22 protein-coding genes and 1 pseudogene are annotated in these 24,532 nt (G+C 72.4%); 11 read left to right on the top strand and 12 right to left on the bottom strand.

Features of this window, described 5'->3' with window-relative positions; genetic code table 11:
- The first annotated feature begins 192 nt into the window (after positions 1-192).
- Positions 193-858, top strand: a complete 666-nt coding sequence (locus SXIN_RS02765) for a DUF4360 domain-containing protein (protein WP_039820746.1) — start codon at positions 193-195, stop codon at positions 856-858.
- A gap of 207 nt (positions 859-1,065) precedes the next feature.
- Here the strand turns inward: SXIN_RS02765 and SXIN_RS02760 are convergent, their stop codons facing one another.
- Complete coding sequence (locus SXIN_RS02760; RefSeq protein ID WP_019708032.1) at positions 1,066-1,629, bottom strand: GNAT family N-acetyltransferase; 564 nt, start codon at positions 1,627-1,629, stop codon at positions 1,066-1,068.
- A 309-nt stretch (positions 1,630-1,938) separates the two neighbouring features.
- On the opposite strand from SXIN_RS02760, the pseudogene SXIN_RS02755 reads away from it, so the two are divergent.
- Positions 1,939-2,694 (top strand): annotated as a pseudogene (locus SXIN_RS02755) (GH12 family glycosyl hydrolase domain-containing protein); the annotation flags it as partial.
- 112 nt (positions 2,695-2,806) lie between these two features.
- On the top strand, positions 2,807-3,244 hold the full coding sequence (locus SXIN_RS02750; protein ID WP_095756530.1) for a protein-tyrosine phosphatase family protein: 438 nt from the start codon (positions 2,807-2,809) through the stop codon (positions 3,242-3,244).
- 67 nt (positions 3,245-3,311) lie between these two features.
- Here the strand turns inward: SXIN_RS02750 and SXIN_RS02745 are convergent, their stop codons facing one another.
- Positions 3,312-4,073 carry a class I SAM-dependent methyltransferase gene (locus SXIN_RS02745; protein ID WP_019708034.1) on the bottom strand — a complete coding sequence of 254 codons (762 nt, stop codon included), beginning with the start codon at positions 4,071-4,073 and terminating at the stop codon, positions 3,312-3,314.
- 180 nt (positions 4,074-4,253) lie between these two features.
- Positions 4,254-4,412: an Arc family DNA-binding protein gene (locus SXIN_RS02740; protein WP_019708035.1), complete on the bottom strand. Its 159-nt coding sequence runs from the start codon at positions 4,410-4,412 to the stop codon at positions 4,254-4,256.
- A 50-nt stretch (positions 4,413-4,462) separates the two neighbouring features.
- Here SXIN_RS02740 and SXIN_RS02735 point away from each other — a divergent pair, with 50 nt between their 5' ends.
- Complete coding sequence (locus tag SXIN_RS02735; protein WP_238153652.1) at positions 4,463-5,794, top strand: RNA-guided endonuclease InsQ/TnpB family protein; 1,332 nt, start codon at positions 4,463-4,465, stop codon at positions 5,792-5,794.
- Here SXIN_RS02735 and SXIN_RS02730 read toward each other — a convergent pair.
- The 5 genes from SXIN_RS02730 to SXIN_RS02710 all read right to left on the bottom strand — a co-directional run bounded on the left by SXIN_RS02730 (position 5,724) and on the right by SXIN_RS02710 (position 12,117).
- Positions 5,724-6,929 (bottom strand): aminotransferase class V-fold PLP-dependent enzyme, encoded by a 1,206-nt coding sequence (locus SXIN_RS02730; RefSeq protein WP_039820755.1) that lies wholly within the window; start codon positions 6,927-6,929, stop codon positions 5,724-5,726. The genes SXIN_RS02735 and SXIN_RS02730 overlap by 71 nt on opposite strands.
- Before the next feature lie 50 nt (positions 6,930-6,979).
- A complete protein-coding gene (locus tag SXIN_RS02725) occupies positions 6,980-8,308 on the bottom strand; it encodes a pyridoxal-phosphate dependent enzyme (protein ID WP_019708040.1) in 1,329 nt (442 codons plus the stop codon).
- Entirely contained in the window at positions 8,305-9,807 is a 1,503-nt protein-coding gene (locus SXIN_RS02720; RefSeq protein WP_019708041.1) for a Y4yA family PLP-dependent enzyme, read from the bottom strand. The genes SXIN_RS02725 and SXIN_RS02720 overlap by 4 nt, the downstream gene beginning before the upstream one ends.
- Positions 9,808-10,245: 438 nt before the next feature.
- Positions 10,246-11,613, bottom strand: a complete 1,368-nt coding sequence (locus SXIN_RS02715; RefSeq protein ID WP_019708042.1) for an MFS transporter — start codon at positions 11,611-11,613, stop codon at positions 10,246-10,248.
- Between the two features lie 78 nt (positions 11,614-11,691).
- A complete protein-coding gene (locus SXIN_RS02710) occupies positions 11,692-12,117 on the bottom strand; it encodes a MarR family winged helix-turn-helix transcriptional regulator (RefSeq protein ID WP_050930730.1) in 426 nt (141 codons plus the stop codon).
- A gap of 221 nt (positions 12,118-12,338) precedes the next feature.
- Between SXIN_RS02710 and SXIN_RS02705 the strand changes: the two genes are divergently transcribed.
- The 4 genes from SXIN_RS02705 (at position 12,339) to SXIN_RS02690 (ending at position 16,170) form a co-directional block, all read left to right on the top strand.
- Positions 12,339-13,256, top strand: coding sequence for an SDR family NAD(P)-dependent oxidoreductase (locus tag SXIN_RS02705; RefSeq protein ID WP_019708044.1), 918 nt, complete (start codon positions 12,339-12,341; stop codon positions 13,254-13,256).
- Positions 13,256-14,131 (top strand): amidohydrolase family protein, encoded by an 876-nt coding sequence (locus SXIN_RS02700; protein ID WP_019708045.1) that lies wholly within the window; start codon positions 13,256-13,258, stop codon positions 14,129-14,131. Before SXIN_RS02705 ends, SXIN_RS02700 begins: the two co-directional genes overlap by 1 nt.
- Positions 14,132-14,194: 63 nt before the next feature.
- Positions 14,195-15,718: an acyl-CoA synthetase gene (locus tag SXIN_RS02695; protein WP_019708046.1), complete on the top strand. Its 1,524-nt coding sequence runs from the start codon at positions 14,195-14,197 to the stop codon at positions 15,716-15,718.
- Positions 15,715-16,170, top strand: a complete 456-nt coding sequence (locus SXIN_RS02690; RefSeq protein WP_019708047.1) for a MaoC family dehydratase — start codon at positions 15,715-15,717, stop codon at positions 16,168-16,170. Before SXIN_RS02695 ends, SXIN_RS02690 begins: the two co-directional genes overlap by 4 nt.
- Here the strand turns inward: SXIN_RS02690 and SXIN_RS02685 are convergent.
- The 3 genes from SXIN_RS02685 to SXIN_RS02675 all read right to left on the bottom strand — a co-directional run bounded on the left by SXIN_RS02685 (position 16,161) and on the right by SXIN_RS02675 (position 20,152).
- Positions 16,161-16,991 (bottom strand): PaaX family transcriptional regulator, encoded by an 831-nt coding sequence (locus SXIN_RS02685; protein WP_039820748.1) that lies wholly within the window; start codon positions 16,989-16,991, stop codon positions 16,161-16,163. The genes SXIN_RS02690 and SXIN_RS02685 overlap by 10 nt on opposite strands.
- A 175-nt stretch (positions 16,992-17,166) precedes the next feature.
- Positions 17,167-18,690 (bottom strand): acetaldehyde dehydrogenase ExaC, encoded by a 1,524-nt coding sequence (gene exaC / locus SXIN_RS02680; protein WP_019708049.1) that lies wholly within the window; start codon positions 18,688-18,690, stop codon positions 17,167-17,169.
- Positions 18,691-18,835: 145 nt separating this feature from the next.
- A complete protein-coding gene (locus tag SXIN_RS02675) occupies positions 18,836-20,152 on the bottom strand; it encodes a GAF domain-containing protein (RefSeq protein WP_095756528.1) in 1,317 nt (438 codons plus the stop codon).
- Between the two features lie 86 nt (positions 20,153-20,238).
- On the opposite strand from SXIN_RS02675, the gene SXIN_RS02670 reads away from it, so the two are divergent.
- Positions 20,239-20,991, top strand: coding sequence for a PIG-L deacetylase family protein (locus SXIN_RS02670; protein ID WP_019708051.1), 753 nt, complete (start codon positions 20,239-20,241; stop codon positions 20,989-20,991).
- 89 nt (positions 20,992-21,080) lie between these two features.
- Here SXIN_RS02670 and SXIN_RS02665 read toward each other — a convergent pair whose 3' ends face one another.
- Positions 21,081-22,616, bottom strand: a complete 1,536-nt coding sequence (locus tag SXIN_RS02665; RefSeq protein WP_238153651.1) for an IclR family transcriptional regulator domain-containing protein — start codon at positions 22,614-22,616, stop codon at positions 21,081-21,083.
- Positions 22,617-22,759: 143 nt separating this feature from the next.
- On the opposite strand from SXIN_RS02665, the gene SXIN_RS02660 reads away from it, so the two are divergent.
- Complete coding sequence (locus SXIN_RS02660; protein WP_019708055.1) at positions 22,760-23,578, top strand: CoA transferase subunit A; 819 nt, start codon at positions 22,760-22,762, stop codon at positions 23,576-23,578.
- Positions 23,575-24,396, top strand: coding sequence for a CoA-transferase (locus SXIN_RS02655; RefSeq protein ID WP_095756527.1), 822 nt, complete (start codon positions 23,575-23,577; stop codon positions 24,394-24,396). The genes SXIN_RS02660 and SXIN_RS02655 overlap by 4 nt, the downstream gene beginning before the upstream one ends.
- Positions 24,397-24,532: the final 136 nt, after the last annotated feature.

The raw sequence follows: 24,532 nt of genomic DNA, 5'->3' as shown, positions 1-24,532 counted from the left end.
AGAACACGGGGTCTTCTATTCCGAGTCCTTTTCCGGACCCAAGACACAGGACTTTCCCGAGCGCATTCCGAGTACCGGGGTCGGGAAATCCGGTGGCGGAGCCGGCAAAGGGTTCGGCGGGTTCCATACAGCAAACGGCGCCGGGGCATCCCTGTATCCCGGCGCGGTCCACAGCAGACCGATTGGAGAACCATGTCCGGTGTACTCGCAGCGGCCGGCGCGGCAACAGCGTTGTTCGCCACCTCATTCATTCCGGGCCCGATCGCGACGCCGCCGTATTTCACGGATGTGCCGACCGACAAGATGATCATCACGGTTGCGACCGTCAATGGCTCGGGTTGCCCGGCGGGGACGGCCGCCGTCGCCGTCTCCGAGGACAACACGGCCTTCACCGTGACCTACAGCGAATACCTCGCCCAGGTCGGTGTCGGTGCCAAGCCGACCGACTTCAGAAAGAACTGCCAGCTGAACCTGGCGATGAAGGTCCCCCAGGGCTTCACGTACGCCATCGCCAAGGTGGACTACCGCGGCTACGCGTACCTCGAGGACGGCGCGAACGCGCTGCAGAAGGCGTCGTACTACTTCCAGGGGGCGTCCAACACGGACGCGCGCCAGGAGCAGTTCGTCGGGCCGTTCGACGACAACTGGCAGGTCACGCACACCACCGAGCTGCCCGCGCTGGTCTGGGCCCCGTGTGGTGAGATCCGCAACTTCAACATCAACACGGAGCTGCGGGTCAACGCCGGGACGTCCAACACCAAGGAGACCACCAGTCTGATGACGATGGACTCCACCGACGGCTCCGTCGACACCACCTACCAGATGGCCTGGAAGCGGTGCGAGCCGGGTGACGACTGAGGGCTGATCACCCCGGACGGCACCGGCCCGCCCGGCCGTCGCGACTGACCGGAACGGGCCTTTCCGATCCATCTGGCACAGCAGCAACTCCCCGCTGGGCACGGCCGTGCGCGCCGGTCGCGCCCGGCGGGGTGACGGGCGCGGAGCCGGTTCCACGGCTCCGCGCCCCCGTCTCTTACCCCGCCCGGTGCGCCGGCCGGCGGCCGCTCACCAGACGTCCCCGTCGCGCCAGTCGCAGACGAGTTCCCCGGAGAGGTCCAGCGGGGCCGAGAGCGGGAACACGCGGACACAGCCGTCCTCCTCCCCGGTGCGGACGACCCCGTCCGGGGTGAGCGCGGAAAGTGGGCCCAGCCAGCGCTGCCAGCCCCGGCTCGCGTAGAACCGCTCGCCTTCGTCGGTCGAGCCAAGGGCGCCGAGTTCGTAGGCGCCGCGGAGCACGCCCTCCAGCGCCGTCATCATGGCCGAACCGTGGCCGCGGCCCTGCCGGTCCGGGCGGACGCCCACTCCCTCGACGTACCCGGCGCGCAGCGCCCGGCCGCCGTGGAGCAGCCGTCGCTGGACGAGGGAGGCGTGTCCGATCAGTTCGGCGTTCTCCCAGACCAGGGCGTGCCAGCCGCCGAGGGCGTGCTCCCAGTCGTCGTCGGCCATGTCCCCCTCGAAGACCACGTCGAGCAGGGCCCGTGCGGCCTGCCGGGAAGCGGCGTCCAGATGGGCGGTGTGGACGAGCCGGATCCCGTCCCGCCGGGTCTCGCCACCGGTCTCTCCGGTCATGCGGGCCTCCTTGCCTTCGTGGGCCCTTGCGGGCCGTTGTGGTCGTGGCGGCCGTTGTACGGGCCGCGGTTGCCGCAGTTGCGGCGGGTGACGCGCAGCCGGCCCGCGTGTGGGGAGCGCCCTCGGGCCGGAGGCGCGGGGCTCCGGACGGCCGGAGCGGTCGGCCGCGCGGCGCGGGAACGCGTGGGGCCACACATGGTGGCATCTCTTGCCAGTCTCCCGCCGGAGTCATACAGTCCGCTCCGGCGCAAGTGAATGGGAGCGCTCCCACGCTCCACCCCCTCCATCCGCAACCGCTGAAGGGATCTCATGAAACTCCGCATACGCTCCGCCGCAACGGCACTCCTGGTGGCTCTCGGGTCGCTGGCCGGCTTGGCGGTCACGGCACCGTCGGCCGCGGCGGACCCGGTGATCTGCGACCAGTACGGGACCTCGACCGTCCAGGGCCAGTACGTCGTGCAGAACAACCGCTGGGGCACCAGCGCCACCCAGTGCATCGACGTCACCGGCAACGGCTTCCGGATCACCCAGGCCGACGGCAGCGTCTCGACCGACGGCGCGCCCAAGTCCTACCCGTCGATCTACACCGGCTGTCACTACGCCAACTGCTCACCGGGCACCCGGCTGCCGATGCAGATCGGCTCCATCAGCAGCGCGCCGAGCAGTATCTCGTACCAGTTCACCTCCGACGCGGTCTACAACGCGTCCTACGACATCTGGCTCGACCCGGAGCCCAAGCGGACCGGCGTCAACCGGACGGAGATCATGATCTGGTTCAACCGGGTGGGCCCGATCCAGCCCATCGGCTCGCAGACCGGCACGGCGAACGTCGGCGGGCGGAGCTGGGAGGTGTGGACCGGCAACAACGGCGGCAACGACGTCATCTCCTTCGTGTCACCATCCGCGCTCCCCAGCTGGAGCTTCGACGTGATGGACTTCGTCAAGGAGACCGTCAACCGCGGCATGGCCGGCAACAACTGGTACATGACCAGCATCCAGGCAGGCTTCGAACCGTGGAGCGGTGGTGCCGGACTGGGTGTGCAGTCCTTCTCCGCCTCGGTGAACGGCTAGCGCGGTGCGGCCGGCACGGCCGCACGCCGTGGAGGAGGCGGTCACCGTGCCGGGGGACCGCCTCCTTCCGCACCCGCGAGGCGCCGGTCGCGGATACGGTGGGCGAGTGACGGAGACATGGCAGCCCACGGACGCCGGCGTGCTGCGGCTCCCCTCCGGGCGCGCGGTCCGGGGCCGGGGGCTGCGGCGGCCGCTTCCGGTCGGCCCGGAGCCCACGTACGGCGTGTATCTGCTGGACCGTCGTCCCCCCGAAGTCCCCTGGGAAGCGCAGTGGTTGCGCTGGCCGGACTTCCGGCTGCCCGCCGACCGGGCGGAGGCGCGGGCCGTCCTCCGCGCGGCGTGGACGCGCGCGGGAGAGGCGGGCGAGCGCGTCGAGATCGCCTGCGGCGGCGGCCGGGGCCGTACGGGCACGGCGCTGGCCTGCCTCGCCGTCCTGGACGGCGTACCGGCCGACCGCGCCGTGGAGTTCGTACGCCGTGCCTACGACCGGCACGCCGTGGAGACCCCCTGGCAGCGGCGGTACGTCCGGCGCTTCGCGGACTGACCCGTTCCGCGGCCCCCTTCCGCGCCCCGGCCCGCGGCCACGGCCGCTCGGCGGGCGCCCGGTGCGTTCAGTCCCGGAGCGCCGTGAGGACGTGGCTGTCGCCGAACTGCCAGACGGGCGTGACACGGCGGAAACCCGCCTGCCGCAGCAGCTCCGTGTGGCGGGCCGGGGTCAGGCCGTTGCCGTTGCCGCCGAGGGCCGGGCGGCGCTGCTCACGGCGGCTGAACAGGTCGGCCAGTTCGGGTTCCCGCGCGGCCGCGGTCCACCAGGACGTCCAGTCCTCGTGGTGGCAAGTGTGCCGGCGTTCGGCCCGGCGGCGGCCCACGTGTGCGGTGAGGGCGGCACAGCGGGAGTCCGCCGGGGGGAGGTGGTCGCCGTTGACCAGGGCGCCGCCCGGACGCAGCAGCGCGGCGAGCTGACGGTAGGTGCGCAGGAGTTCCGGTTCGGGGAGGTAGTGCAGGGCCGTGGTGGACACGGCCGCGTCGAGCGGGCGGTCGAGGCCGAGAGCGCCGGTCCATCCGTCGTCCCCGATCACGGCGTCCACGTAGCGTGCGGTGTTCGCGTGGTGGACCCGGCCGAGCTCTAGCAGGACGGGGTCCATGTCGACGGCGACGATCTCCGCGTGGGGCAGCCGCGCGGCGAGCCTGGCGGCGAGGGAGCCCGGTCCGCAGCCCAGGTCGAGGAGGTACGGCCGGGAGCGGCCGGCGGTCACGTGCTCCACGACGTCGGCGATCACGGTGAACCGCTCTTCCCGGTCGGTGGCGTAGTGCTCCTGCTGGTGCTCCCAGCGCTCCACCCACAGCCTGGCAGTCTCCATGCTCACGCCCATAGGTCCGTGCCGCCCCTTCCGTCTCTCACCGTGCGGGGCCTACGGTAATCCACAGATGGAAACGGTTTCCATTCGCGGTTCCTTCGGGGGTGCCCCGGCCTTCAGGCCGGGTGGGGTATCTCCCGCTTGCGGGGGAGAATCGGACTCCTGCGGAGCGGGGCGAGGAAAGCCGAACCGCCGTCAGGGTGATTCGGCGTCGGCCACGGCGGCGTCGCGCTCTGCCTCCAGTCGGTAGACGATCTCGGAATTGAGGGACCTGCGGGCGGACTTGGCCTGAGCGACCAGCCATTCGTGCAGGTCGGCGGGCAGACGGAGCGTGATGCGCTTCTCTTCATCCATGACACCAGGCTAGTGGAGTTTGGATGGCTTCCTGGTGCTAGGGTGACACCATGGTGACACAACAGAAGGTTGCGGAGGATGCGGGGCAAGCCCGGTATACCTACCGGCTTCGTGTGTCGTCGACCGCCCGCACGGGCCTGATGGCCGAGTGGGCGCGCTGCCGGTGGGTGTGGAACGAGTGCGTGGCCATGTCCCGCAAGGTCCACACCGCGAACCAGGGGACGGCCGAGAAGACGACGTGCGGCCCGGCCCAGCTCGACAAGATGCTGACCGAGGCCCGCAGCACGATGGCCTGGCTGCGCGGGGGCGCCTCGGTGCCGCAGCAGCAGACCATCCGCGACTTCGCCAAGGCCCGCGCCAAGGCCATGAAGGACATCAAGGCGAAGCTGCCGGTACGGCAGCGCGCCGGGATGCCCCGCATCAAGCGCAAGCGTGACGCGCTGCCCACCCTGAACTACACCCGGCGCGGCTTCCGGCTCAAGGACGGCCGCCTCCACATCGCGGGCGGTATCGTCCTGACCGCGGTGTGGTCCCGCGACCTCCCCGCCGCCCCATCCTCGGTGCGCGTGTACCAGGACAGCCTGGGACACTGGTACGTGTCGTTCGTGGTCGCCACTCAGGCGCAGCCGCTCCCCGCTACGGGACGGGTCCTCGGCGTGGACTGGGGCGTCAAGGGGACCGCCACCACCACGAGCGACACACACGACCTCCCCCACGCCGAGCACGGCAAGCGCGCGGCGCAGCGCCTCGCCCGCTACCAGCGGATGATGGCCCGCCGCCGCCCCGCCAGGGGACAGGCAGCCTCCAAGGGCTACAGGCAGGCCCAGCGGCAGACCGCGAAGGTGCACAAGAAGGCCGCCCGGCAGCGGCAGGACACCGCCCGCAAGTGGGCCAAACGCGTGGTGACCGACCACGACGCCATCGCCGTCGAGGACTTCCGGCCGAAGTTCCTCGCGAAGACCACCGTGGCCCGCAAAGCCGCCGACGCGGCGATCGGCGCCACGAAGACGGCCCTGATCGAGATGGGCCGCAAGCACGTGCGGGACATCCGCCTCGTGCACCCCGCGCACACCACGATGGACTGCGCGTCGTGCGGAGCGAGAGCCAAGCACGCACTACCTCTTTCGGAACGTACCTACACCTGCGCCGCGTGCGGAGTCGTGTCCCCCAGGGACAAGAACTCCGCACGCGTGATGCTGGTCCGGGCTGGTCTCAACCCGGCTGGTGCTGATCGTGTAAGAGCTGGCGGACCGCTGGTTCCCGGCCAACGTGAGCCAGGAATCCCCGCCCTTCTTCAGGGCGGGGAGGATGTCAATGCAGTGTCTCCAGCAGCGTCAGCAGGCGGTCGACCTCCTCCGCCGTGTTGTACACGTGCAGGCTGACCCGTACCGCGCCCTCGCGGTCCCCGGCCCCCGCCTGGCACAGGCTGTCCGCCCGCACCATGAACCCGTGGCTGAACAGGATGAAACCGAGGTCGTCGGAGGGGATGTCGCGGTGCCGGAAGGTGACGATGCCGTGGCGCCGCCGCACGGCGGAGCCGGCCGGCAGACTGGCCTGGCAGCCCAGGATCTCGTAGGGGGACAGGCGGCGGAGCCGGTCGGTGAGCCGGGCCGTCAGGGCGGTGGTCCAGCGGGCGATCCGGTCCGTGCCCGCCGCGTCCAGCCAGTCGAGGGCGGCCGTCAGAGCGGCGATGCCCGCGGTGTTGGGGGTGCCCTGCCAGCCGCCGGGCCGGAACTCCGGGCCGCGGGTGTCGCGGGCCCAGACGGCTCCGGTACCGGGCAGGGCCAGCGCCTTGTGCCCGGAGAAGACCACGAAGTCGACGTCGAGCTCCCGCACGGAGACGGGCAGATGGCCGATGCTCTGGGCGGCGTCCAGGCAGATCGGCACCTCCGGTCCGACCGCCTCCCGGACGCGGCGGACGTCCATGTCACCGCCGTAGACGTGGTGGACGTGCGTGACGGCGGCGAAGCGGGTCCGCGGTCCGGCCGCCGCGGCCAGCGCCCGGTGGTCGTAGTCGCCGGACACCTCCTGGTACGGCAGGCCGCGCAGACGCACGGTGACGCCCTGCCGCCGCAGCAGCCGCTGGGCCTCCAGCCAGGGGTCCAGGTTCGCCCGGTGGTCGGCGAAGGGGACGAGGATCTCGTCGCCGTCGGCCAGCAGGCCGGTGAGCCAGTCGCGGGCGACGCTCCGCAGCCCCTCCGTGGTGCCACTGGTGAAGTGGACGCCCGAGCCCTCCCGGCCGGTGTCGCCGAGGAACTCCCCGACCCGCCGCCGGGCCCGCTCGACCATCGCCGTCGTCCGGTTGGCCCACGGGTAGGCACCCCGCCCGGCGTTGGCGTTGGAGGTCGTCAGGTACTCCGACACGGCACCGAGGACGGCCCGCGGCTTCTGCGAGGTGGCCGCGCTGTCGAGATAGACCAGGTCCGGGTGGCCGGTGATGATGGGGAACTGCTCCCTCAGCTCCCGCTGCCAGCCGCTCAGTTCCTCCAGGGTGTCCGCCGTCGAGTCCCCCGGCATGCCGTCCGTCCGCCCGCCGGGCATGGGCGTCAGTCCGTCGGGCATGGGCGTCAGTCCCGGACCAGCGGGGCGCCGGCGTCCCGCCACGCGACGATGCCCCCGGACAGGCTGCGCGCGTCCGGATGGCCCATGCGGCGCAGCAGCGCGGCGTAGCGGGCGGACTTCTCGCCGACCGGGCAGGCCAGCAGGACCGGCTGGCGGGTGCCGAACGGCAGGCCGCCCCGGACGAGTTCGTCGAACAGCTCGTCCGGGATGTTGACGGACCCCTCGATGTGCAGCGCGGCGTACGCCCGCGGACCGCGCAGGTCGATCACCAGCGGCCGCGGATCCTCTCCGGCGATCCACCGCCGGGCGTCGCCGGTCGTGACGGTCCGGGCCTCGGCCCGGATCTCGGCCTCGGTCAGGGCCGCGGCCGAGTTCTTCCGGGGCGGCCGGCCGAAGAGCTCGGGGCGGCGCTGCCGCACGTAGCCGAGATAGCTCTCGGCCCGGTCGCAGACGATGAAGACCGCGGTCCGGCGCCCGCCCGACGGCTCGTCGAGAGCGCGGAGACGGCGCACCGCGCCGTGGTAGGCGGCTCCGCCGGTGGGCCCGGCCAGCAGGCCGCAGCGGCGGATCAGGGTCAGCATGCCGTCGATGGCCTCGTCGGCCGTCACCGGCTCGATGGCGTCATACGTCGCCGGGTCGAAGAGCCCCACCTGCTGGACCTCGTCGATCGTGCGGATACCCGGGATGAAGTCCGACTTGTGGGCGACCAGCCCGAGGACCCGCACCTCGGGGTCGTGTTCGCGCAGGACCCGGGCCACCCCGGTGGAGGAACCCGCGGTGCCCACACAGGCGATGAACCAGTCGGGGGCCCGCCCGTCCAGGTCCTTGACGATCTCCGGGCCGGTGCCCGAGGCGTGCGCCTCGGTGTTGCGCTGGTTGAAGTACTGGTCGGTGTGGAGATGGGCGTTGCCCGGTCCGGCGAGCGCCTGGTGGAAGCGGGTCAGCGGGTCCTCGGTGTCGGTCGGGTCGAGGCACTCGCTCTGCCCCGGCAGCTCCTCGATCTCCGCGCCCAGGAGGAGGAGCAACTCCTTGATCTCCGGCACCCGCATCCGGTTGGTGACGCTCTTGAACCGCAGTCCGTGCATCCCCGCGAGCAGGGCCAGGGCCTTCGCGGTGTTGCCGCTCGACAGCTCCACCACTGTCGCCCCGCGCTCCGCGGCATCGGCGAGACCGGGCCGTGCCATGTTCCAGGCGGCCCGGTCCTTGACCGAGCCGAAGGGGTTGAGCATCTCCAGCTTGGCGTAGAGGTCGGTGTGGCGCAGGCCGTGCACCGCCGGGTCGATGCGCACCAGTGGTGTGTTGCCGATGGCCTCGGTGATGCTGTCGTACCTCATGACGTCGGTCCCCCCGTTCCCGTGATCGGCCAGTAGTCCTCGTCCGGGCACCAGCGCCAGGAGGCCCCCTCCCGGGTGACGGCGACGGTGCGGGCGACCGGCTGCCGCTGGGCCCGGTGGGCGCGGAAGTCCATCGCGTAGCCCGCCGTGTTGGCGAACGCCAGCAGGTCGCCGGCGCGTGGCCGCCTCGGCAGGAACACCTTCCGGCGGGTGATCAGATCGGCCTCCAGGCAGAGGTTTCCGGCCAGGTAGACCTCCGCGGGTCCGTCGTCCTCCGCCTGCTCCGGCAGGGGTGTCCGGGGGACGAGGACCGGGTCGACGAGGACGCCGTGCTCCTCCAGGCTCATGTCCCCGGCGTTCATGCCGAGGCGCACCAGAAGGTCCTCGGAGTCGTGGCCGGCGCGGCGGACGTCGGTCACCCGTGCCAGCGACAGCCCGCACTGGTCGGCGAGCGCGCGGCCGGGTTCGCAGACGAGGTCGTAGAGATGTTCCAGGAGGAGGGTGGCGAGCGGGCGGCCCGAGGCGGGGGAGGGGTGGGAGAGCAGCTCGTCGAGGTATCCGGGCCCGGCGGTGGGACGGTGGGCCGGATAGAGCGCGAGCGCCCCGCGGAGCGTGCCGCCCTCGTTGCGCAGGCCGTAGCCGTGGCCGCGCCAGGTCAGGGCGGGGCGGGTGCCCAGTACCGCGTTGGCGAGCTCGCTGGTGTACCGCTCCCACTGGCCGGCTTCCGCGACGTAGCCGACCCCGAAGCCGCCGCCGATGTCGATGACGCGCGGATCCAGGCCGCGGGCCCGGCACTCGTCCAGGACGGCGACGCTCTGCTCCAGGGCGGCGGCCTTCTCCGCCAGACCGGTGGTGTCGAGGTGGTAGGCGACACCGGTCAGCCGGACCGCGTCCCGGTGCCGTTCGGCCGCGTCGAGGAGCGCGCCCGCCTCCCGCAGCGGTGAACCGAAGCGGCTGCGGCGGGAGAGCGCCTTCACCCCGGACACACCGGGCCCGGTGGCCGTCTCGAACGCCGACAGCCGCGGCAGGACGTCGACCCGGGGCAGGGCGTACTTCCGTACTAAATCGGCCAGTTGGCCGAGTTCGGTGGGCGAGTCGAGGTTCACGGTGGCGCCGGTGCGGGCGGCCAGCCACAGGAACTCCGGGTCCTTCGGGCCGGTGGCCATGATCCGGTCCGGGGTGACGCCGCAGGCGAGGGCGTGTTGCAGCTCGCCGAGGGAGGCGACGTCGACGCCCACCGCCGCCGGGTCGGCCGCGGCCAGCCGGCGGACCAGCGAAGCGGACCGGTTCGCCTTGTGCGCGAAGTACACCCGGCCGGTGAGCCGGTGCTCCCGGTAGACGCCGCGGAAACGGTCGGCGTTCTCGGCGATCCGGTCGGGGAGCAGCAGGTTGAGCGGGGAGCCGAGGGCGTCGGCGAGGGAGTGCAGAAAAGGGGCGTCCGCCAGCAGCGAGCTGAGCGGTGGCTCCAGTCGTGGTCGCAGATACAAGGGCACGCGCACGACAAACCCCTCCCCCTGGCCGGTGGCGTCGCCGGAGACCGGACGGCACCTCGTACGGCTGTCGGCCGCGCGGACAACCGTACGGGAATCATCATGTCCGGGGACATCTCCCTTTAAGCCCTGGCTTGCCCGCCGGGCTCGACCGCGCCGGGAGCCCGGGTGCCGCCACCCCGCCGGAGGGTGATGGGCGGCCGGGAGCCGGGGACCGGAACCGGTGCGGGGTGCGGGACGGCCGCCTTCCCCCGGTGCGGCGGTGCCGGTTGCCGGTACGGGACATGCCGTGCCGGGGAACGGCGGCCGGCACCTCCTCGGCGGCGTCGGCGCTGTATCGGCAATGGGTTCCATTGCCGATAAGCTGCCCGGTGTCGCCGGGTTCCATGCCGCGCGGCGCGCACACCGCGGGCCCGGGTGCCCCGGCCGCGCCGCGTGCCCGGGTGCTCAGCGCGGGGTTCCCTCCGGGCTGGGGGCGGGGGCGGCGGGGGCGGGGGTCTCGTCGAGGGTGTTCGTCCGTGTCTCGCGCGTCCGCCACACGGTGAGCGCGGTGATCGCCGCACCGCCGCACAGCAGCAGGGAGACCGGAGTGCTGTCGCCGCCGGACGAGGCGAGCAGGCTGCTGGCGATGAGCGGGGAGAAGCCCGCGCCGATCAGCGTCGCGCCCTGGTAGCCGAGGGAGGCGCCGGTGTAGCGGACGCGGGTGCCGAACATCTCGCTGAGCAGGGCGCCGAGGGGTGCGTACATCAGGGACTGGGCTATCCCGTGGCCGAGAACGAGGGCGAGAATCAGCAGGCCGGGGGAGCCGGAGTTCACCAGGGCGAGGACCGGGAACGCCAGCGCGGCGGAGGCGACGGCTCCGGCCAGCACGACAGGACGGCGGCCGATCCGGTCGGACAGGGCGGATGCGGCCGGCAGCACGAGCAGGGCCGTGCACGAGGCGAGGACGACGCCGGTGAGGACCTGCGGGCGGCTGTAGCCCTGGCCGACGGCGTAGGAGATCATGAAGCTGGTCAGCAGCGACTGCGCCGTGAAGGCGCCGATGCCGATGCCCGCCGCGCGCAGCACCGGAGCGGGGCGGCGGAGCACCTCCACGACCGGCGGCCGTGCGGCGGGCTCCCTCTTGGTCCGGGCGAACAGCGGGCTCTCGGCGACCTTCAGGCGGACGAACAGGCCGACGGCCAGCAGTGCGATGCTGAGCAGGAACGGCACCCGCCAGCCCCATGAGCGGAAGTCGTCGTCCGGCAGCGCGGCGACCAGCGTGACCACGCCCGCCGAGAGGACCGAGCCGAGCGGGGCCCCGAGCTGGGTGGCGCTGGACCAGAGGCCGCGCCGGGAGCTCTGGGTCCGCTCGGCGTGCTCGACGACCATCAGGGTCGCGCCGCCCCACTCCCCGCCGATGGCGAGACCCTGCACCACGCGCAGGGAGACCAGCAGGATGGGCGCCCACACGCCGATCGCGTCATAGGTGGGCAGGACGCCGATGAGGAAGCTGGCGACGCCCATCAGGGTCATGGTCAGCAGCATCATCGACTTGCGGCCTATCCGGTCGCCGAAGTGGCCGAAGAGGATGCCGCCGAGCGGACGGGCCACATAGCCCGCGGCGAAGGTGCCGAAGGCCGCGATCGTGCCGACCGCGGGGTCGGCGCCGGGGAAGAACAGGCTGCCGAAGACCAGCGCGGCGACCGTTCCGTACACGAGGAAGTCGTAGAACTCGATGGCGGTGCCGAGCATGCTTGACAGGGCCACGCGGCGCAACTGCCGCTGGTCTTCGGGGTTCTGGCGGGCCGGGGAAGAGGAGGGGGACGGCTGCACGGTGAGCTCCTGAGGCTGGGGCCGGATGCCCGAGGAACCTAGGCAGCAATCACATGCTCGTCAATAATTTGCACAACATTATTCGAGTCGATCCTCGGCCAGGCGCAGCAGCAGGCCGTGCAGCGTCTCCCGCTCGTCCGTGGTGAGCGGGGCCAGCAGACCGCCCGTCACGCGCCTGCTCGCCTCGTCGCTGTCGCGGAGAAAGGCACGGCCCTCCCCGGTGAGCACCACGAACCGGCTGCGCCGGTCCTCGGGGGACGGGCGGCGCTCGGCCAGGTGCAGCTTCTCCAGGTCGTCGACCAGCCCGACGATCGCGCTGGGGTCGTAGCCGAGCCGGGTGCTCAGCTCCCGCTGGAGGGCCCCCTCGCAGGTGGCCAGGAAGCGCAGCAGCGCGTAGTGGCGCAGGCGCAGCCCCGACTCCTGGAGGGAGGCGTTGAACAGCTGCCCCGAGCGCAGGCCGAGGCGGTAGAGCAGATAGCCCGTGTCCGCGTGCAGTTCGCGCATCCACGGTTCGTGCGCGTCGATCGGGGTGCCGGCGGATTTCTCGGTGTGCGGCTTGCGGGTGATGGCGGGCTCCGGGGTCCGGGGTGTGCGGCGTACGGGAGCAGTCTCGCGCACCTTGCCGAGTGGGAACAACTATTGACGTCAACAATCATTGCTCTTAGCTTCGATTGCGCAGTCGCTGCGTCTCCACGCTCCGCACCACTCCGTGAAGGGACTCGCTTGTGCACCTGATCGATCTGAGCGGCAAGGCCGCCGTCGTCACCGGCAGCGGCCGGGGCCTGGGCCTGGCCTACGCGCGGGCTCTGGCCGCCCACGGCGCCTCCGTGGTCGTCAACGACATCGACGAGAGCGTGGCCGTGCAGGCCGTGAAGTCGATCACCGAAGCGGGCGGAACCGCCGTCGCCGAGGCCGTCGCGGTCGGTACGGCCGAGGCCGCCGACCGGCTGGTGAACCGTGCGGTCACCGAGTTCGGCCGGCTCGACATCCTCGTCACCAACGCCGGCATCCTGCGCGACAAGGTGCTGTGGAAGATGACCGACGACGACTTCGACGCGGTGCTCACCACCCACCTCAAGGGCACCTTCACCTGCGCCCGGGCCGCCGCCGTCCGCATGCGCGAACAGGGCGGGGGCGGCACCCTGATCCTGGTCGGATCCCCGGCCGGGCAGCGCGGCAACTTCGGCCAGACCAACTACGCCGCGGCCAAGGCCGGCATCGCCGCCATGGCCCGCACCTGGTCCATGGAACTGGCTCGCGCCGGCATCACCGTCAACGCGATCGTGCCCGTCGCGGCCACGGCGATGACGGAGACCGTCCCCGCCTTCGCCCCGTACATCGAGGCCATGAGGAACGGCGAAGCGCTGCCCGGCTTCCTGCGCAAGGGGGAAGGCTTCGGCACCCCCGAGGACTGCGCCGCCCTCGTCCCCTTCCTCGCCTCCGGGACGGCCCGTGACGTGACCGGCCAGTGCATCGGCATCGGCGGCGACCGGGTCACGCTCTGGTCCCACCCCCGGGAGATCAGGGCCGCCTACGCCGACGGCGGCTGGCGCCCCGAGGCGCTGGCCGACGCCTGGCACACGTCGGTCGGCGCCGAACCCGAGACCGTCGGCATCCCCGCGCCCAGGGTCCCGGAGGCATGATGAACGTCGAGGAACTGGCCGCGATCGACGTCCACACGCACGCCGAGGTGTCGTCGAAGGGGCACGTGTCCCTGGACGACGACCTGCACGACGCCTCCGCCGCCTACTTCAAGGTCGAGGGCAAGCGGAAGCCGACCCTGGAGGAGACGGCCGCGTACTACCGCGAGCGGAACATGGCCGCCGTGATCTTCACGGTGGACGCCGAGTCCGCCACCGGCACCGAGCCGGTCCCCAACGAGGAGGTCGCCGAGGCCGCCGCCGCCAACGCGGACGTGCTGATCCCCTTCGCCTCCATCGACCCCTTCCGCGGCAGGGCGGGTGTGCGCCGGGCCCGCCGCCTGGTCGAGGAGTACGGGGTGAAGGGCTTCAAGTTCCACCCCAGCATCCAGGGCTTCTTCCCCAACGACCGTGCGGTGGCCTACGCCTTGTACGAGGTCATCGAGGAGACGGGGACGATCGCCCTGTTCCACACCGGGCAGACCGGCATCGGCGCCGGCGTCCCCGGCGGAGGCGGCATCCGCCTGAAGTACTCCAACCCGCTGCACGTGGACGACGTGGCCGCCGACTTCCCGCACCTGAAGATCATCCTCGCGCATCCGTCCTTCCCCTGGCAGGACGAGGCGCTCGCCGTTGCCACGCACAAACCGGGGGTGCACATCGACCTGTCCGGCTGGTCGCCCAAGTACTTCCCGCCGCAGCTCGTGCAGTACGCCAATACGCTGCTCAAGGAGAAGGTCCTCTTCGGTTCCGACTTCCCCGTCCTCACCCCCGACCGCTGGCTCGCCGACTTCGGCAAGCTGGCGATCAAGGACGAGGTCAGGCCGAAGATCCTCAAGGAGAACGCCGCCCGCCTGCTCGGGCTCACCACACCGTGAAGGGGCGCCCCATGTGCTCTCCCACGCGCTCCGCCCGGCACGACGACGGACGGGAGCGGACCGATGCGCAATGAGGGACTGGGTTCCTGGCCGGCGCGCCGGGCCCGCAAGACCCCGCACCGCCCCGCGCTGGTGCACGACGACGTCACCGTCACCTACGCGGAGCTGCACTCCCGCACCACCCGTCTGGCCCACGCCCTGCGCGCCGCGGGCATCCGGCGCGGGGACCGTGTCGCCTACCTCGGCCCGAACCACCCCTCCTACCTGGAGACGCTGTTCGCCACCGGCCTCCTCGGCGCGGTCTTCGTCCCCCTCAACATCCGCCTGGCCGGCCCCGAGATCGCCTACCAGCTCGCCGACTCCGGCGCCAGGGCGCTCGTCCACGGTCCGTCATGTGCCGGACTGGTGGCGGGGCTGCCGGACGACACCGACGTCCGGACGCACGTCGAGGTCGGGCCGGAGTACGAGCGGGCGCTGGCCGCCGGCTCCGCCGAGCCCCTCGACGAGCCCGTCAATCCGGACGACACCTGCGTCATCATGTACACCTCCGGCACGACGGGCCGTCCCAAGGGCGCGATGCTCACGCACGCCAATCTGACGTGGAACGCGGTCAACGTCCTCGTCGACCAGGATCTGACCGCCGGCGAGCGCGCTCTCGTCTCCGCCCCGCTCTTCCACACCGCGGGGCTGAACATGCTGACGCTCCCGGTGCTGCTCAAGGGCGGCACCTGCGTCCTGGCCGAGGCCTTCGACCCTGGTGCCACGCTGGACCTCGTCGAACGGCACGCGATCACCTTCATGTTCGGCGTACCGGCCATGTTCGACCAGATGGCCAGGCACCCGAGGTGGGCCGACGCGGACCTCTCCAGCCTGCGCACGCTCACCTGCGGCGGCTCCCCCGTGCCGACTCCGCTGATCACCGCCTACCAGGCGCGGGGGCTCACGTTCCTCCAGGGCTACGGGATGACCGAGGCCGCCCCCGGCACCCTGTTCCTGGACGCCGAGCACGCCGTGAGCAAGGCCGGCTCGGCCGGCGTACCGCACTTCTTCAGCGATGTGCGGGTCGTCCGGCCGGATCTCACCCCCGTCGACGCGGGCGAGACCGGGGAGATCGTCGTCCGGGGACCCCACGTCATGCCCGGGTACTGGGGGCTGCCCGAGGAGACCGCCGCGGTCTTCGCGGACGGCTGGTTCCGCAGCGGGGACGCGGCCCGCGTCGACGAGGACGGCTATGTCTACGTCGTCGACCGCCTCAAAGACATGATCATCTCGGGCGGGGAGAACGTGTACCCCGCCGAGATCGAGAACGCGCTGCTCGCGCACCCCGACATCGTCGAATGCGCTGTGATCGGCGTGGCCGACGAGAAGTGGGGCGAGGTGCCGCGGGCGGTGGTCGTCCCGCGCGAAGGAGCCGTCCTCGACCCCGGGGAAGTGCTCGGCTCACTGGCCGGGAGGCTCGCCCGGTACAAGATCCCCAAGTCCGTGGTGATCGCGGACGAACTCCCGCGCACGGCTTCCGGAAAGCTCCTCAAGCCACAGGTGCGCTCCCGTTTCGGCAACCAACCCGACGTCAAGGACCCCACATGAGCATCACTGTCAACGGTCTCGGCGAACTGAAGAAGCTGGCCGGCAGCGACCTGGGCACCAGCGAATGGATCGAGGTCACCCAGGAACGGATCAACACCTTCGCCGATGCCACCGGCGACCACCAGTGGATCCACGTCGACCCGGAGAAGGCCGAGGACGGACCCTTCGGAGCGACCATCGCGCACGGCTATCTGACCCTCTCCCTCTTCATCCCGCTCTTCACCGAACTGCTCGACGTCCGGGGCGTGACGACGAAGGTCAACTACGGCCTCAACAAGGTGCGTTTCCCCGCCCCGGTGCGGGTGGGTTCGCGTATCCGCCTGGCCGGCCGGCTGGTGGACGTGTCGGACGTGGCGGGCGGAGTCCAGGTCGCCGTCGAGGGCGCGATCGAGATCGAGGGCGGCGCGAAGCCGGCCGCGGTACTGCAGAGCCTGTCGCGGTTCTACGCCTGAGCGTGCCGCACGGGCACGAGGTCGAGGAGACGTTCCGCCGCGGTCCGCGCGAGCGGGGCGAGCCGGTCGAACACGGTCCGGAACGTCTTCTCGGCCGCGTCGGCGGGCCAGTCGTCCGGCAGGTGCACGACCGGCAGCCGGGGGTCACGGCGGATGATCCGCAGCCACTCCGTCTGCAGGACCAGCCGCAGCGCGAGCGCGTCGTCGGCCTCGGGCACCTCGGCCTCCCACTTCTCCCAGCGCCGGGCGAACGCCTCGTACCGCGCGGCCAGTCCGGACAGCTCCCAGGTTTCCTCGATCATCGCGCCGACGTCCGTGCGCGGGTCGGCGTGCGCGCGGAAGACCTTCACGTGCGCGGTGAGACCCAGCTCGTCGACCAGGTCCGACACGTCCACCTCGCCAGGGGCGATCCACAGTCCGTTGAACAGCGGGCCGAAGCCGCTCCAGGTCAGTTTCGAGCGCAGGTCGTGCCGCTGGCGCTGCCAGGAGTCCGGCAGGGAGAAACCGAGCAGGGTCCATGTGCCGTCCCACTGCCGGTTGACCGCGCCGGCCTGCCAGATGCGCCGCTCGCCGTCGCGCAGGACGGTGGCCGAGTGCTCGGTCAGCCCGAAGTACATCCGGCGGCCCTCGCGCTGGCGGCGCAGCAGGCCGCGGTTCACCATGCGGGTCAGGGTGGAGCGTGTGGCCTGTTCGCTGACGCCGGCCCGGGCGAAGACGTCGATGACGCTGCCGGAGTACACGCACACGTCCCGCCCGAGCACCTGGTCGCCGAGGAAGGTCAGCATCAGGGACTGCGGTCGCAGCGACTCTTCTCCGGTCACGCGTCCCACCGTACGCTGCGCCGATCAGCACGTCAGCCTCGGCCGGCGGAACGCGTGGGCGGGGCCCGGTGCCCGGCCCCGTTCGGCGACGCGGGAGCGTCCGGGGCGCGGGAGGCGGCACGCCGGGAAGGGCGCCTGACGGGCCATCGCCCAGTTCAGGCGCCCTTCCCGGGGATCAGAAGAAGCCGAGCTTCTTCGGTGAGTACGACACCAGGAGGTTCTTCGTCTGCTGGTAGTGCTCCAGCATCATCCGGTGGTTCTCCCGGCCGATGCCCGACTGCTTGTAGCCGCCGAAGGCCGCGTGCGCCGGGTAGGCGTGGTAGCAGTTGGTCCAGACACGGCCGGCCTGGATGGTGCGGCCCGCGCGGTACGCGGTGTTGATGTCGCGGGTCCAGACGCCGGCGCCCAGTCCGTAGAGCGTGTCGTTGGCGGTCTTCATGGCGTCGTCGAAGTCGCTGAAGGAGGTGACGGAGACGACCGGTCCGAAGATCTCCTCCTGGAAGATCCGCATGTGGTTGCCGCCCTCGAAGATGGTGGGCTGGACGTAGTAGCCGCCCTCCATGTCCCCGCCGGCGGAGATCTGTTCGCCGCCGGTGAGGACCTTGGCGCCCTCCTGCCGGCCGATGTCCAGATAGGAGAGGATCTTCTGGAGCTGGTCGTTGGACGCCTGGGCGCCGATCATCGTGTCCGTGTCCAGGGGGTGCCCCGGGACGATCTTCTCCGTGCGGGCCACCGCCGCGTCGAGGAACTCCCGGTAGTGGCCCTGCTGGATCAGCGCCCGCGAGGGGCAGGTGCAGACCTCGCCCTGGTTGAGGGCGAACATCGTGAAGCCTTCCAGCGCCTTGTCGAAGAAGTCGTCGTTCGCGGACGACACGTCGTCGAAGAAGATGTTCGGGCTCTTGCCGCCGAGTTCGAGCGTGACCGGTTTGATGTTCTCGCTGGCGTACTGCATGATCAGCCGCCCCGTCGTGGTCTCGCCGGTGAAGGCGATCTTCGCGACGCGCGCGCTGGAGGCCAGCGGCTTGCCCGCCTCCACGCCGAAGCCGTTGACGATGTTGACCACACCCGGCGGGAGCAGGTCGGCGATCAGGCCCATCAGGACGTGGATCGACGCCGGTGTCTGCTCGGCGGGCTTCAGGACGACCGCGTTGCCCGCGGCGAGCGCCGGCGCCAGCTTCCAGACCGCCATCAGGATCGGGAAGTTCCACGGGATGATCTGGCCGACCACGCCCAGCGGCTCGTGGAAGTGGTACGCGACGGTGTCGTCGTCCAGCTCGCTGAGGCTGCCCTCCTGGGCGCGCAGCGCACCGGCGAAGTAGCGGAAGTGGTCGATGACCAGCGGGATGTCGGCGGCGAGCGTCTCGCGGACCGGCTTGCCGTTCTCCCAGCTCTCGGCGACCGCCAGCTCCTCCAGATGGGCCTCCATCCGGTCGGCGATCCGGTTGAGGACGGTGGCGCGCTCGGCCGCGGCGGTCCGGCCCCAGGCCGGGGCGGCCGCGTGCGCCGCGTCGAGGGCGGCTTCGATGTCCTCGGCGGTGCCCCGCGCGACCTCGGTGAAGGGGCGGCCGTTCACCGGGCTGGGGTTCTCGAAGTACCGGCCGAGCTTCGGGCTGACGTACTCCCCGCCGATCCAGTGGTCGTAGCGGGGCCGGTAGGAGACGATCGCGCCGTCGGTTCCGGGCGCGGAGTAGCGGGTCATGTCGATGGCCTCCTGGGATGCGCGTGCGGGCTCGCACCGGCTGTCATCGGCCGGTCCGGCGGAGGCTAGTGACCGGAAGGTTGCAACCACGTTGCGCCGGCCCCCGGTGGCCGGGCCGCCGGCCCGCCCGGCCGGACCGCTTCCGTCAGCGGACGGGGAAACCGCTCTGCTCGGCGTCCAGTTCGCGGACGCGCTGCAGGACGAGCGGGGCGCGCGGCGAACCCTGGGGGAGGACGGCCGCGAGCGCCGCCCACGCCTCCAGGTCCTCCGCGCCCCACGGGCTGCCCGTCCACGTACTCAGCAGCTCCGGGTCGCGGCGGGCCAGCAGGGCCGCGCGCAGCTGCCCGTCGACGCGGTCGCGCAGCCGGAGCACGGCCGGGGCCCGGGACGAGGGGAGCAGCGGGCCGCGGTACGCGGTGACGGCCGCCGCGGGCGACCCGCCCGCGAGGTGGCGCAGCACCGTGTCGAAGTCGGCCGTCACGGGTGCCGTCAGGCGGTACGGGCGGGAGTGGAGGAGTCCGTCGCCGAGGGCGCGGCGCAGCCGGGACAGTTCGGCGCGCAGGGTGACCGGGGTGGTGTGCTCGTCCTCGTAGAGGGCGACGAGCAGCTCGTCGCCGGTCATGCCCTCGGGGTGGCAGGCGAGCAGCACCACCAGTTCGCTGTGGCGGCGGCTGAGCCGGAGGGTGCGGCCGCCTGCGGTCAGCACGGCCTCGTCCAGGCCCAGGGCGCGGAGTTCCACGGCGGGGGCGGTCCGGGACGCGGCCGGTGGCGGGCCCAGCAGGGCGAGCTGCGACTCGGCGGCCCGCGCGACGGCCTGGACGAAGGCGAGGCTGTGCGGGTGGGCGAGCCGGTTGCCGCCGGTGATGTCGACCGCGCCGAGCAGGCGCCCGCTGTGCGGATCGTGTACGGGGGCGGCGGCGCAGGTCCAGGTGTGCACGGTGCGGTTGAAGTGCTCGGCCGCGAACACCTGTACGGGGCGGTCGACGGCGACGGCCGTACCGGGAGCGTTGGTCCCCACGGCCGACTCGGACCAGGCCGCGCCGGGCACGAAGTTCATCCGGTCCGCGCGGCGGCGGGCGGCCGTGTGGCCCTCGACCCACAGCAGCCTGCCCTGTGCGTCGCAGACGGCGAGCAGGTGTTCCCCGTCCATGGCGAAGGTGCCCATCAGATCGCGGAACAGCGGCATGACACGGGCCAGCGGGTGCTCGGCGCGGTAGGCGTCGAGGTCGTCGTCGGACAGTTCGACCGGCGCGGTGCCGTCCGGGCTGACGCGGGCCCGTGCGGAACGCCGCCAGGAGTCGGCGACGACCGAGCGGACGGACGATCCGGTCGGGTCCGGACGGCCGCCGCTGCCGGGGGTCCCGGCCTGCCCGGTGGTGAAGGCGTCGTGCGCGCGGCGGATCGCGCCGGCCCGCTGTGCGGGATCGGCGCCCGGTTCGAGAGCGACCCAAGGATTGACCACGGCGGCTTCCCGGAATGGATGAGCGGAGCGGAGTGTCACCATCGTGGCGGCGCATTGCGGCTTCGACAACAGATGGGGAGACCTTGATGACGGAAGAACCGGAGACGGCGGAGCAGCTCGCGGCCTTCCCGGAGTCCTGGGAACGCTGCCTGGCGGTCGTCGCCCACCCGGACGATCTCGAATACGGGGCCGCCGCGGCCATCGCGGGCTGGGTCGACCGGGGCGCGGAGGTGTCGTACCTGCTGGTCACCCGTGGCGAGGCGGGCATCGACGGGATGGCACCCGCGGACTGCGCGCCGCTGCGCGAGCGGGAGCAGCGGGAGAGCGCGGCCGTGGTCGGGGTGTCGTCGGTGGAGTTCCTCGACGGCTACCCGGACGGGGTGATCGAGTACGGCACGGCGCTGCGCCGGGACATCGCGGCCGCGATCCGGCGGCACCGGCCGGAGCTGGTGCTCACCCTCAACCACCGCGAGACCTTCGGCGGCACCTTCTGGAATACCCCGGACCACCGGGCGGTCGGGCTGGCCACCCTGGACGCGGTGGGCGACGCCGGCAACCGCTGGATCTTCCCCGAACTGACCGAGCGGGGGCTCCAGCCCTGGGACGGGGTGCGCTGGGTCGCCGTCGCCGCCTCCCCGCGGCCGACCCACGCGGTCGACGTGACCGACGGGCTGGAGAAGGGCGTGCGGTCCCTGCTGGCGCACCGGGCCTATATCGAGGGACTGACGGACGAGGATCCGGAAAGCTACGCCCGCGCCTTTCTGACCGGCAACGCCGAGGCCGCTTCCCTCCGCTTCGGCGGCCGCCCGGCCGCGGTCTTCGAGGTTTTCCCCCGCTGAGCGCCCCGGGCGGCCCGGGACGGCGCTCAGCCGTGCGGGATCTGCGGCGCGGTGGCGGCCGGGTGCGGAGGCGTGACGCGGGCGCCGGGTCAGGGCAGGCGGAGTGGGCGGCGTTCGAAGGCGGTGGCCAGGTCCTCGCTGATGCGGGCGGCCGTCTCGCGCAGGGCGGGCAGCAGCGCGGCCCGGGACTCCTCGGCCGTGCCGCGGCCGGTGTGGGTGGAGACGTTGAGCGCCGCCACGGGCCGGCCGTCGCGGCCCCGTACCGGGACGGCCAGGGAGCGGAGGCCCTCCTCCAGTTCCTCGTCGACCAGGGCGTAGCCCTCCGAGGCCACCCGGTCGAGGATGCGGCCGAGTTCGGCGGGGTCGGTGACGGTCCGGCCGGTGAAGCGCGGCGGTGTCCCGGCGGAGAGCCGCGCGGCGCGCTCCTCGGGGGGCAGGCCGGCCAGCAGGATCCGGCCCATGGAAGTGGGGGTCGCGGGGAAGCGGGTGCCGATGGTGATGTTGACGCTCATGATCCGGTAGGCGGGGACCCGGGCGATGTAGCGGATGTCCTGTCCGTCGAGGACGGCCACGGAGGCGGATTCGCGCACACGGGCGGCCAGGTCCTCCAGATGGGGCTGCACGACCTCGGTGAAGCTCAGCCCGGACAGCGGTGCGTAGCCGAGCTCCAGCACCCGGGGAAGCAGCCGGAAGCGCCGGTCGGCGGAGTGGACGTAGCCGAGGTGTTCGAGGGAGAGCAGGGCGCGGCGGGCGGTGGCCCGGGGCTGGCCGACGGCCTCGGCCGTCTCGGAGAGGGTGAGTCCGCGCGGGCCGGCGCCCAGGGCGGCGAGGACGTCCAGGCCGCGGGCCAGTGACTGCAGGAAGCCCGCGCCGAGCTCCCGTTTGGCGTCGGGCAGGGGCGTGTCCGGGGCCGTACCGGCGCCGGGGCGCGGGGGGCGGTCGCGGGCCTCGGACAGGGCGGCCTCCATGGCGGGCAGCAGGGCGCGCAGCCGGGGGAGCGCGGTGGCGGTGAGGGAGGCGGCGGTGTGCCGTCCGGTGTTGCTGACCACGCTGATGCCGCAGGCCGGCCGGCCCTCCGCGTCCCGTACGGGCACGGCCACGGCGATCAGGCCCTGCTCCATCCGCTGGTCGTCCACGGCCCACTCGGGGCTCTCCGGGCCGGTGACCATGCCCGCCGCGCAGCGGTCCGCGGGCAGCAGGTCGCCGATGCGGAAGACGGGGGTCATGGCGCGGCGGCGGATCACCTGCGCGACGAAGCGGACGCCGTCGCCGTCCGGCACCGCGACCGACACCGACTCGTCGAGCTCGTCGGCGATCAGCTCGGCGAACGGCTGGAGCGCGTCGGCCACGCCGCAGCTCGCCAGATAGGCGTTGCCGAACCGCATGAGCCGGGGCGAGAGCTCGATGTCCCGGCCCGTTGTGCGGAGCAGTCCGAGGTGGAGGAGGGTGCCCACGACCCGGTCGACGGTGGCGCGGGCCAGTCCGGTGGCGTGCACGAGGTCGCTGGGGCGCAGCCGCCGGCTGCCGGACGCGGTCATCGCGCGGATCACGGTGAGGCCGCGTTCCAGCGGACCGGTCACCGGCATGGTGCCGGTGACCGCCGCGGTGGTGTCGTCGCCGGTCATGGCCGGTCTCCTCTCCGTGGGGGTGGTGCGGAGGCTGCGGGCCGGGATCCGGTCGTGACCGTTGACAGCGGTGCGCGCGGGACGGAGACTCGACCTCGGTATCATTATGAACGAAAGTTCACCCGGCGAACAAGTGAGAGGGCATGGCAGAAATCCGCACCCTGCACGACGCCGTCGCAGAGCTCATCCACGACGGTGACACCGTGGCGATGGAGGGGTTCACGCATCTGATCCCGTTCGCCGCCGCGCACGAGGTCATCCGGCAGGGCATCACCGACCTCACGCTGGTCCGGATGACACCGGACGTCGTCTACGACCAGCTCATCGGTGCGGGACTGGTGAGGAAGCTCGTCTTCTCCTGGGGAGGCAACCCCGGCGTCGGCTCCCTGCACCGCTTCCGCGACGCCGTCGAGAACGGCTGGCCGCGCCCCCTCGAACTGGACGAGCACAGCCACGCCGGCATGGCCAACCGCTATGTCGCCGGCGCATCCGGACTGCCCTTCGCCGTGCTGCGCGGCTACCGGGGCAGCGACCTGGCCACCCGCACGGACACGGTCTCCACCGTCACCTGCCCCTTCACCGGCGAGGAACTGGCCGCCGTACGGGCCCTCAACCCCGATGTCACCGTCATCCACGCCCAGCAGGCCGACCGCGCCGGCAACGTCCAGCTCTGGGGCCTGACGGGCGTGCAGAAGGAAGCCGCGCTCGCCGCGCGGCGGGTGCTGGTGACCGTCGAGGAGATCGTGGAGACGCTGGAGCCCCGGCCCCGCGGCATCGTCCTGCCCGGCTGGGTCGTCACGGCCGTCGCCCACGTCCCCGGCGGCGCCCACCCCTCGTATGCCGCCGGCTACTCCGTCCGGGACAACGACGCCTACGCGGCCTGGGACCCGGTCTCCCGGGACCGCGACGCCTTCCTGGCCTGGATGAAGGACCACGTGTACGACAGGAGCGAGCCGCGATGACCACTGACGCCACCCCGGCCGGCGCCACCGCCCCGGCCGGCGCCCCGGGCACGCCGGCCGGCTGGACCTCCGACGAGTTGATGACGGTCAACGCCGCGCGTGCCCTCTCCGGCGCCCGCACCTGCTTCGTCGGCATCGGGCTCCCCAGCACCGCCGCCAACCTCGCCCGGCACACCGCCAACCCGGACCTCGTCCTGATCTACGAGTCCGGCACCCTCGGCTCCAAGCCGACCCGGCTGCCGCTCTCGATCGGGGACGGCGAACTCGCCGACACGGCCGACGCGGTGGTCTCCGTACCGGAGATCTTCAACTACTGGCTCCAGGCCGGGCGCATCGACGTCGGCTTCCTCGGAGCCGCCCAGGTCGACCGCTTCGCGAACATCAACACCACCGCCGTGGACCGTGGACCGGACCGTCCCGAAGGACGGCTGCCCGGGGCCGGCGGCGCACCCGAGATCGCCGCCAACTGCGGACGGGTGCTGATGGTGCTCCGCCACTCCACCCGCAACTTCGTACGGAAACTCGACTTCACCACCACCGTCGGCCACGGCACCGGGCCCGGCGACCGGGAACGGCTCGGGCTCCGCGGCGCCGGACCGACCGCCGTCATCACCGACCTCGGCATCCTGCGTCCCGACCCGGAGACGGCCGAGCTCGTCCTCACCGACCTCCACCCCGGAGTCACCGCCGAACGCGTCCGCGCCGCCACCGGCTGGGACCTGCGCGTCGCCGCGACGCCGGTCACCACCGCGCCGCCGACGGACGCCGAACTGGGCACCCTGCGCGCCCTGAAAGCCGCCGGACGGAGCGCCGCGTGAACCGCCCGGTGCCCCGCACCCCGCCGGCGGCCGGAGCGCTCCGCCCGGCCGGCGCCGGCACACGGACCGGGCCCGGGGACCGCCCCCGCCTCCGGGGCACCGCGCCCACCGGTGCCCGTCCCATCCCGCACCTCCA

Origin of the sequence: Streptomyces xinghaiensis S187 (genome assembly GCF_000220705.2) — a bacterium.
GTDB lineage: Bacteria > Actinomycetota > Actinomycetes > Streptomycetales > Streptomycetaceae > Streptomyces > Streptomyces xinghaiensis.
The sequence above is the reverse complement of the archived record's forward strand: the minus strand, read 5'-3'. Positions and strand labels throughout refer to the sequence as shown.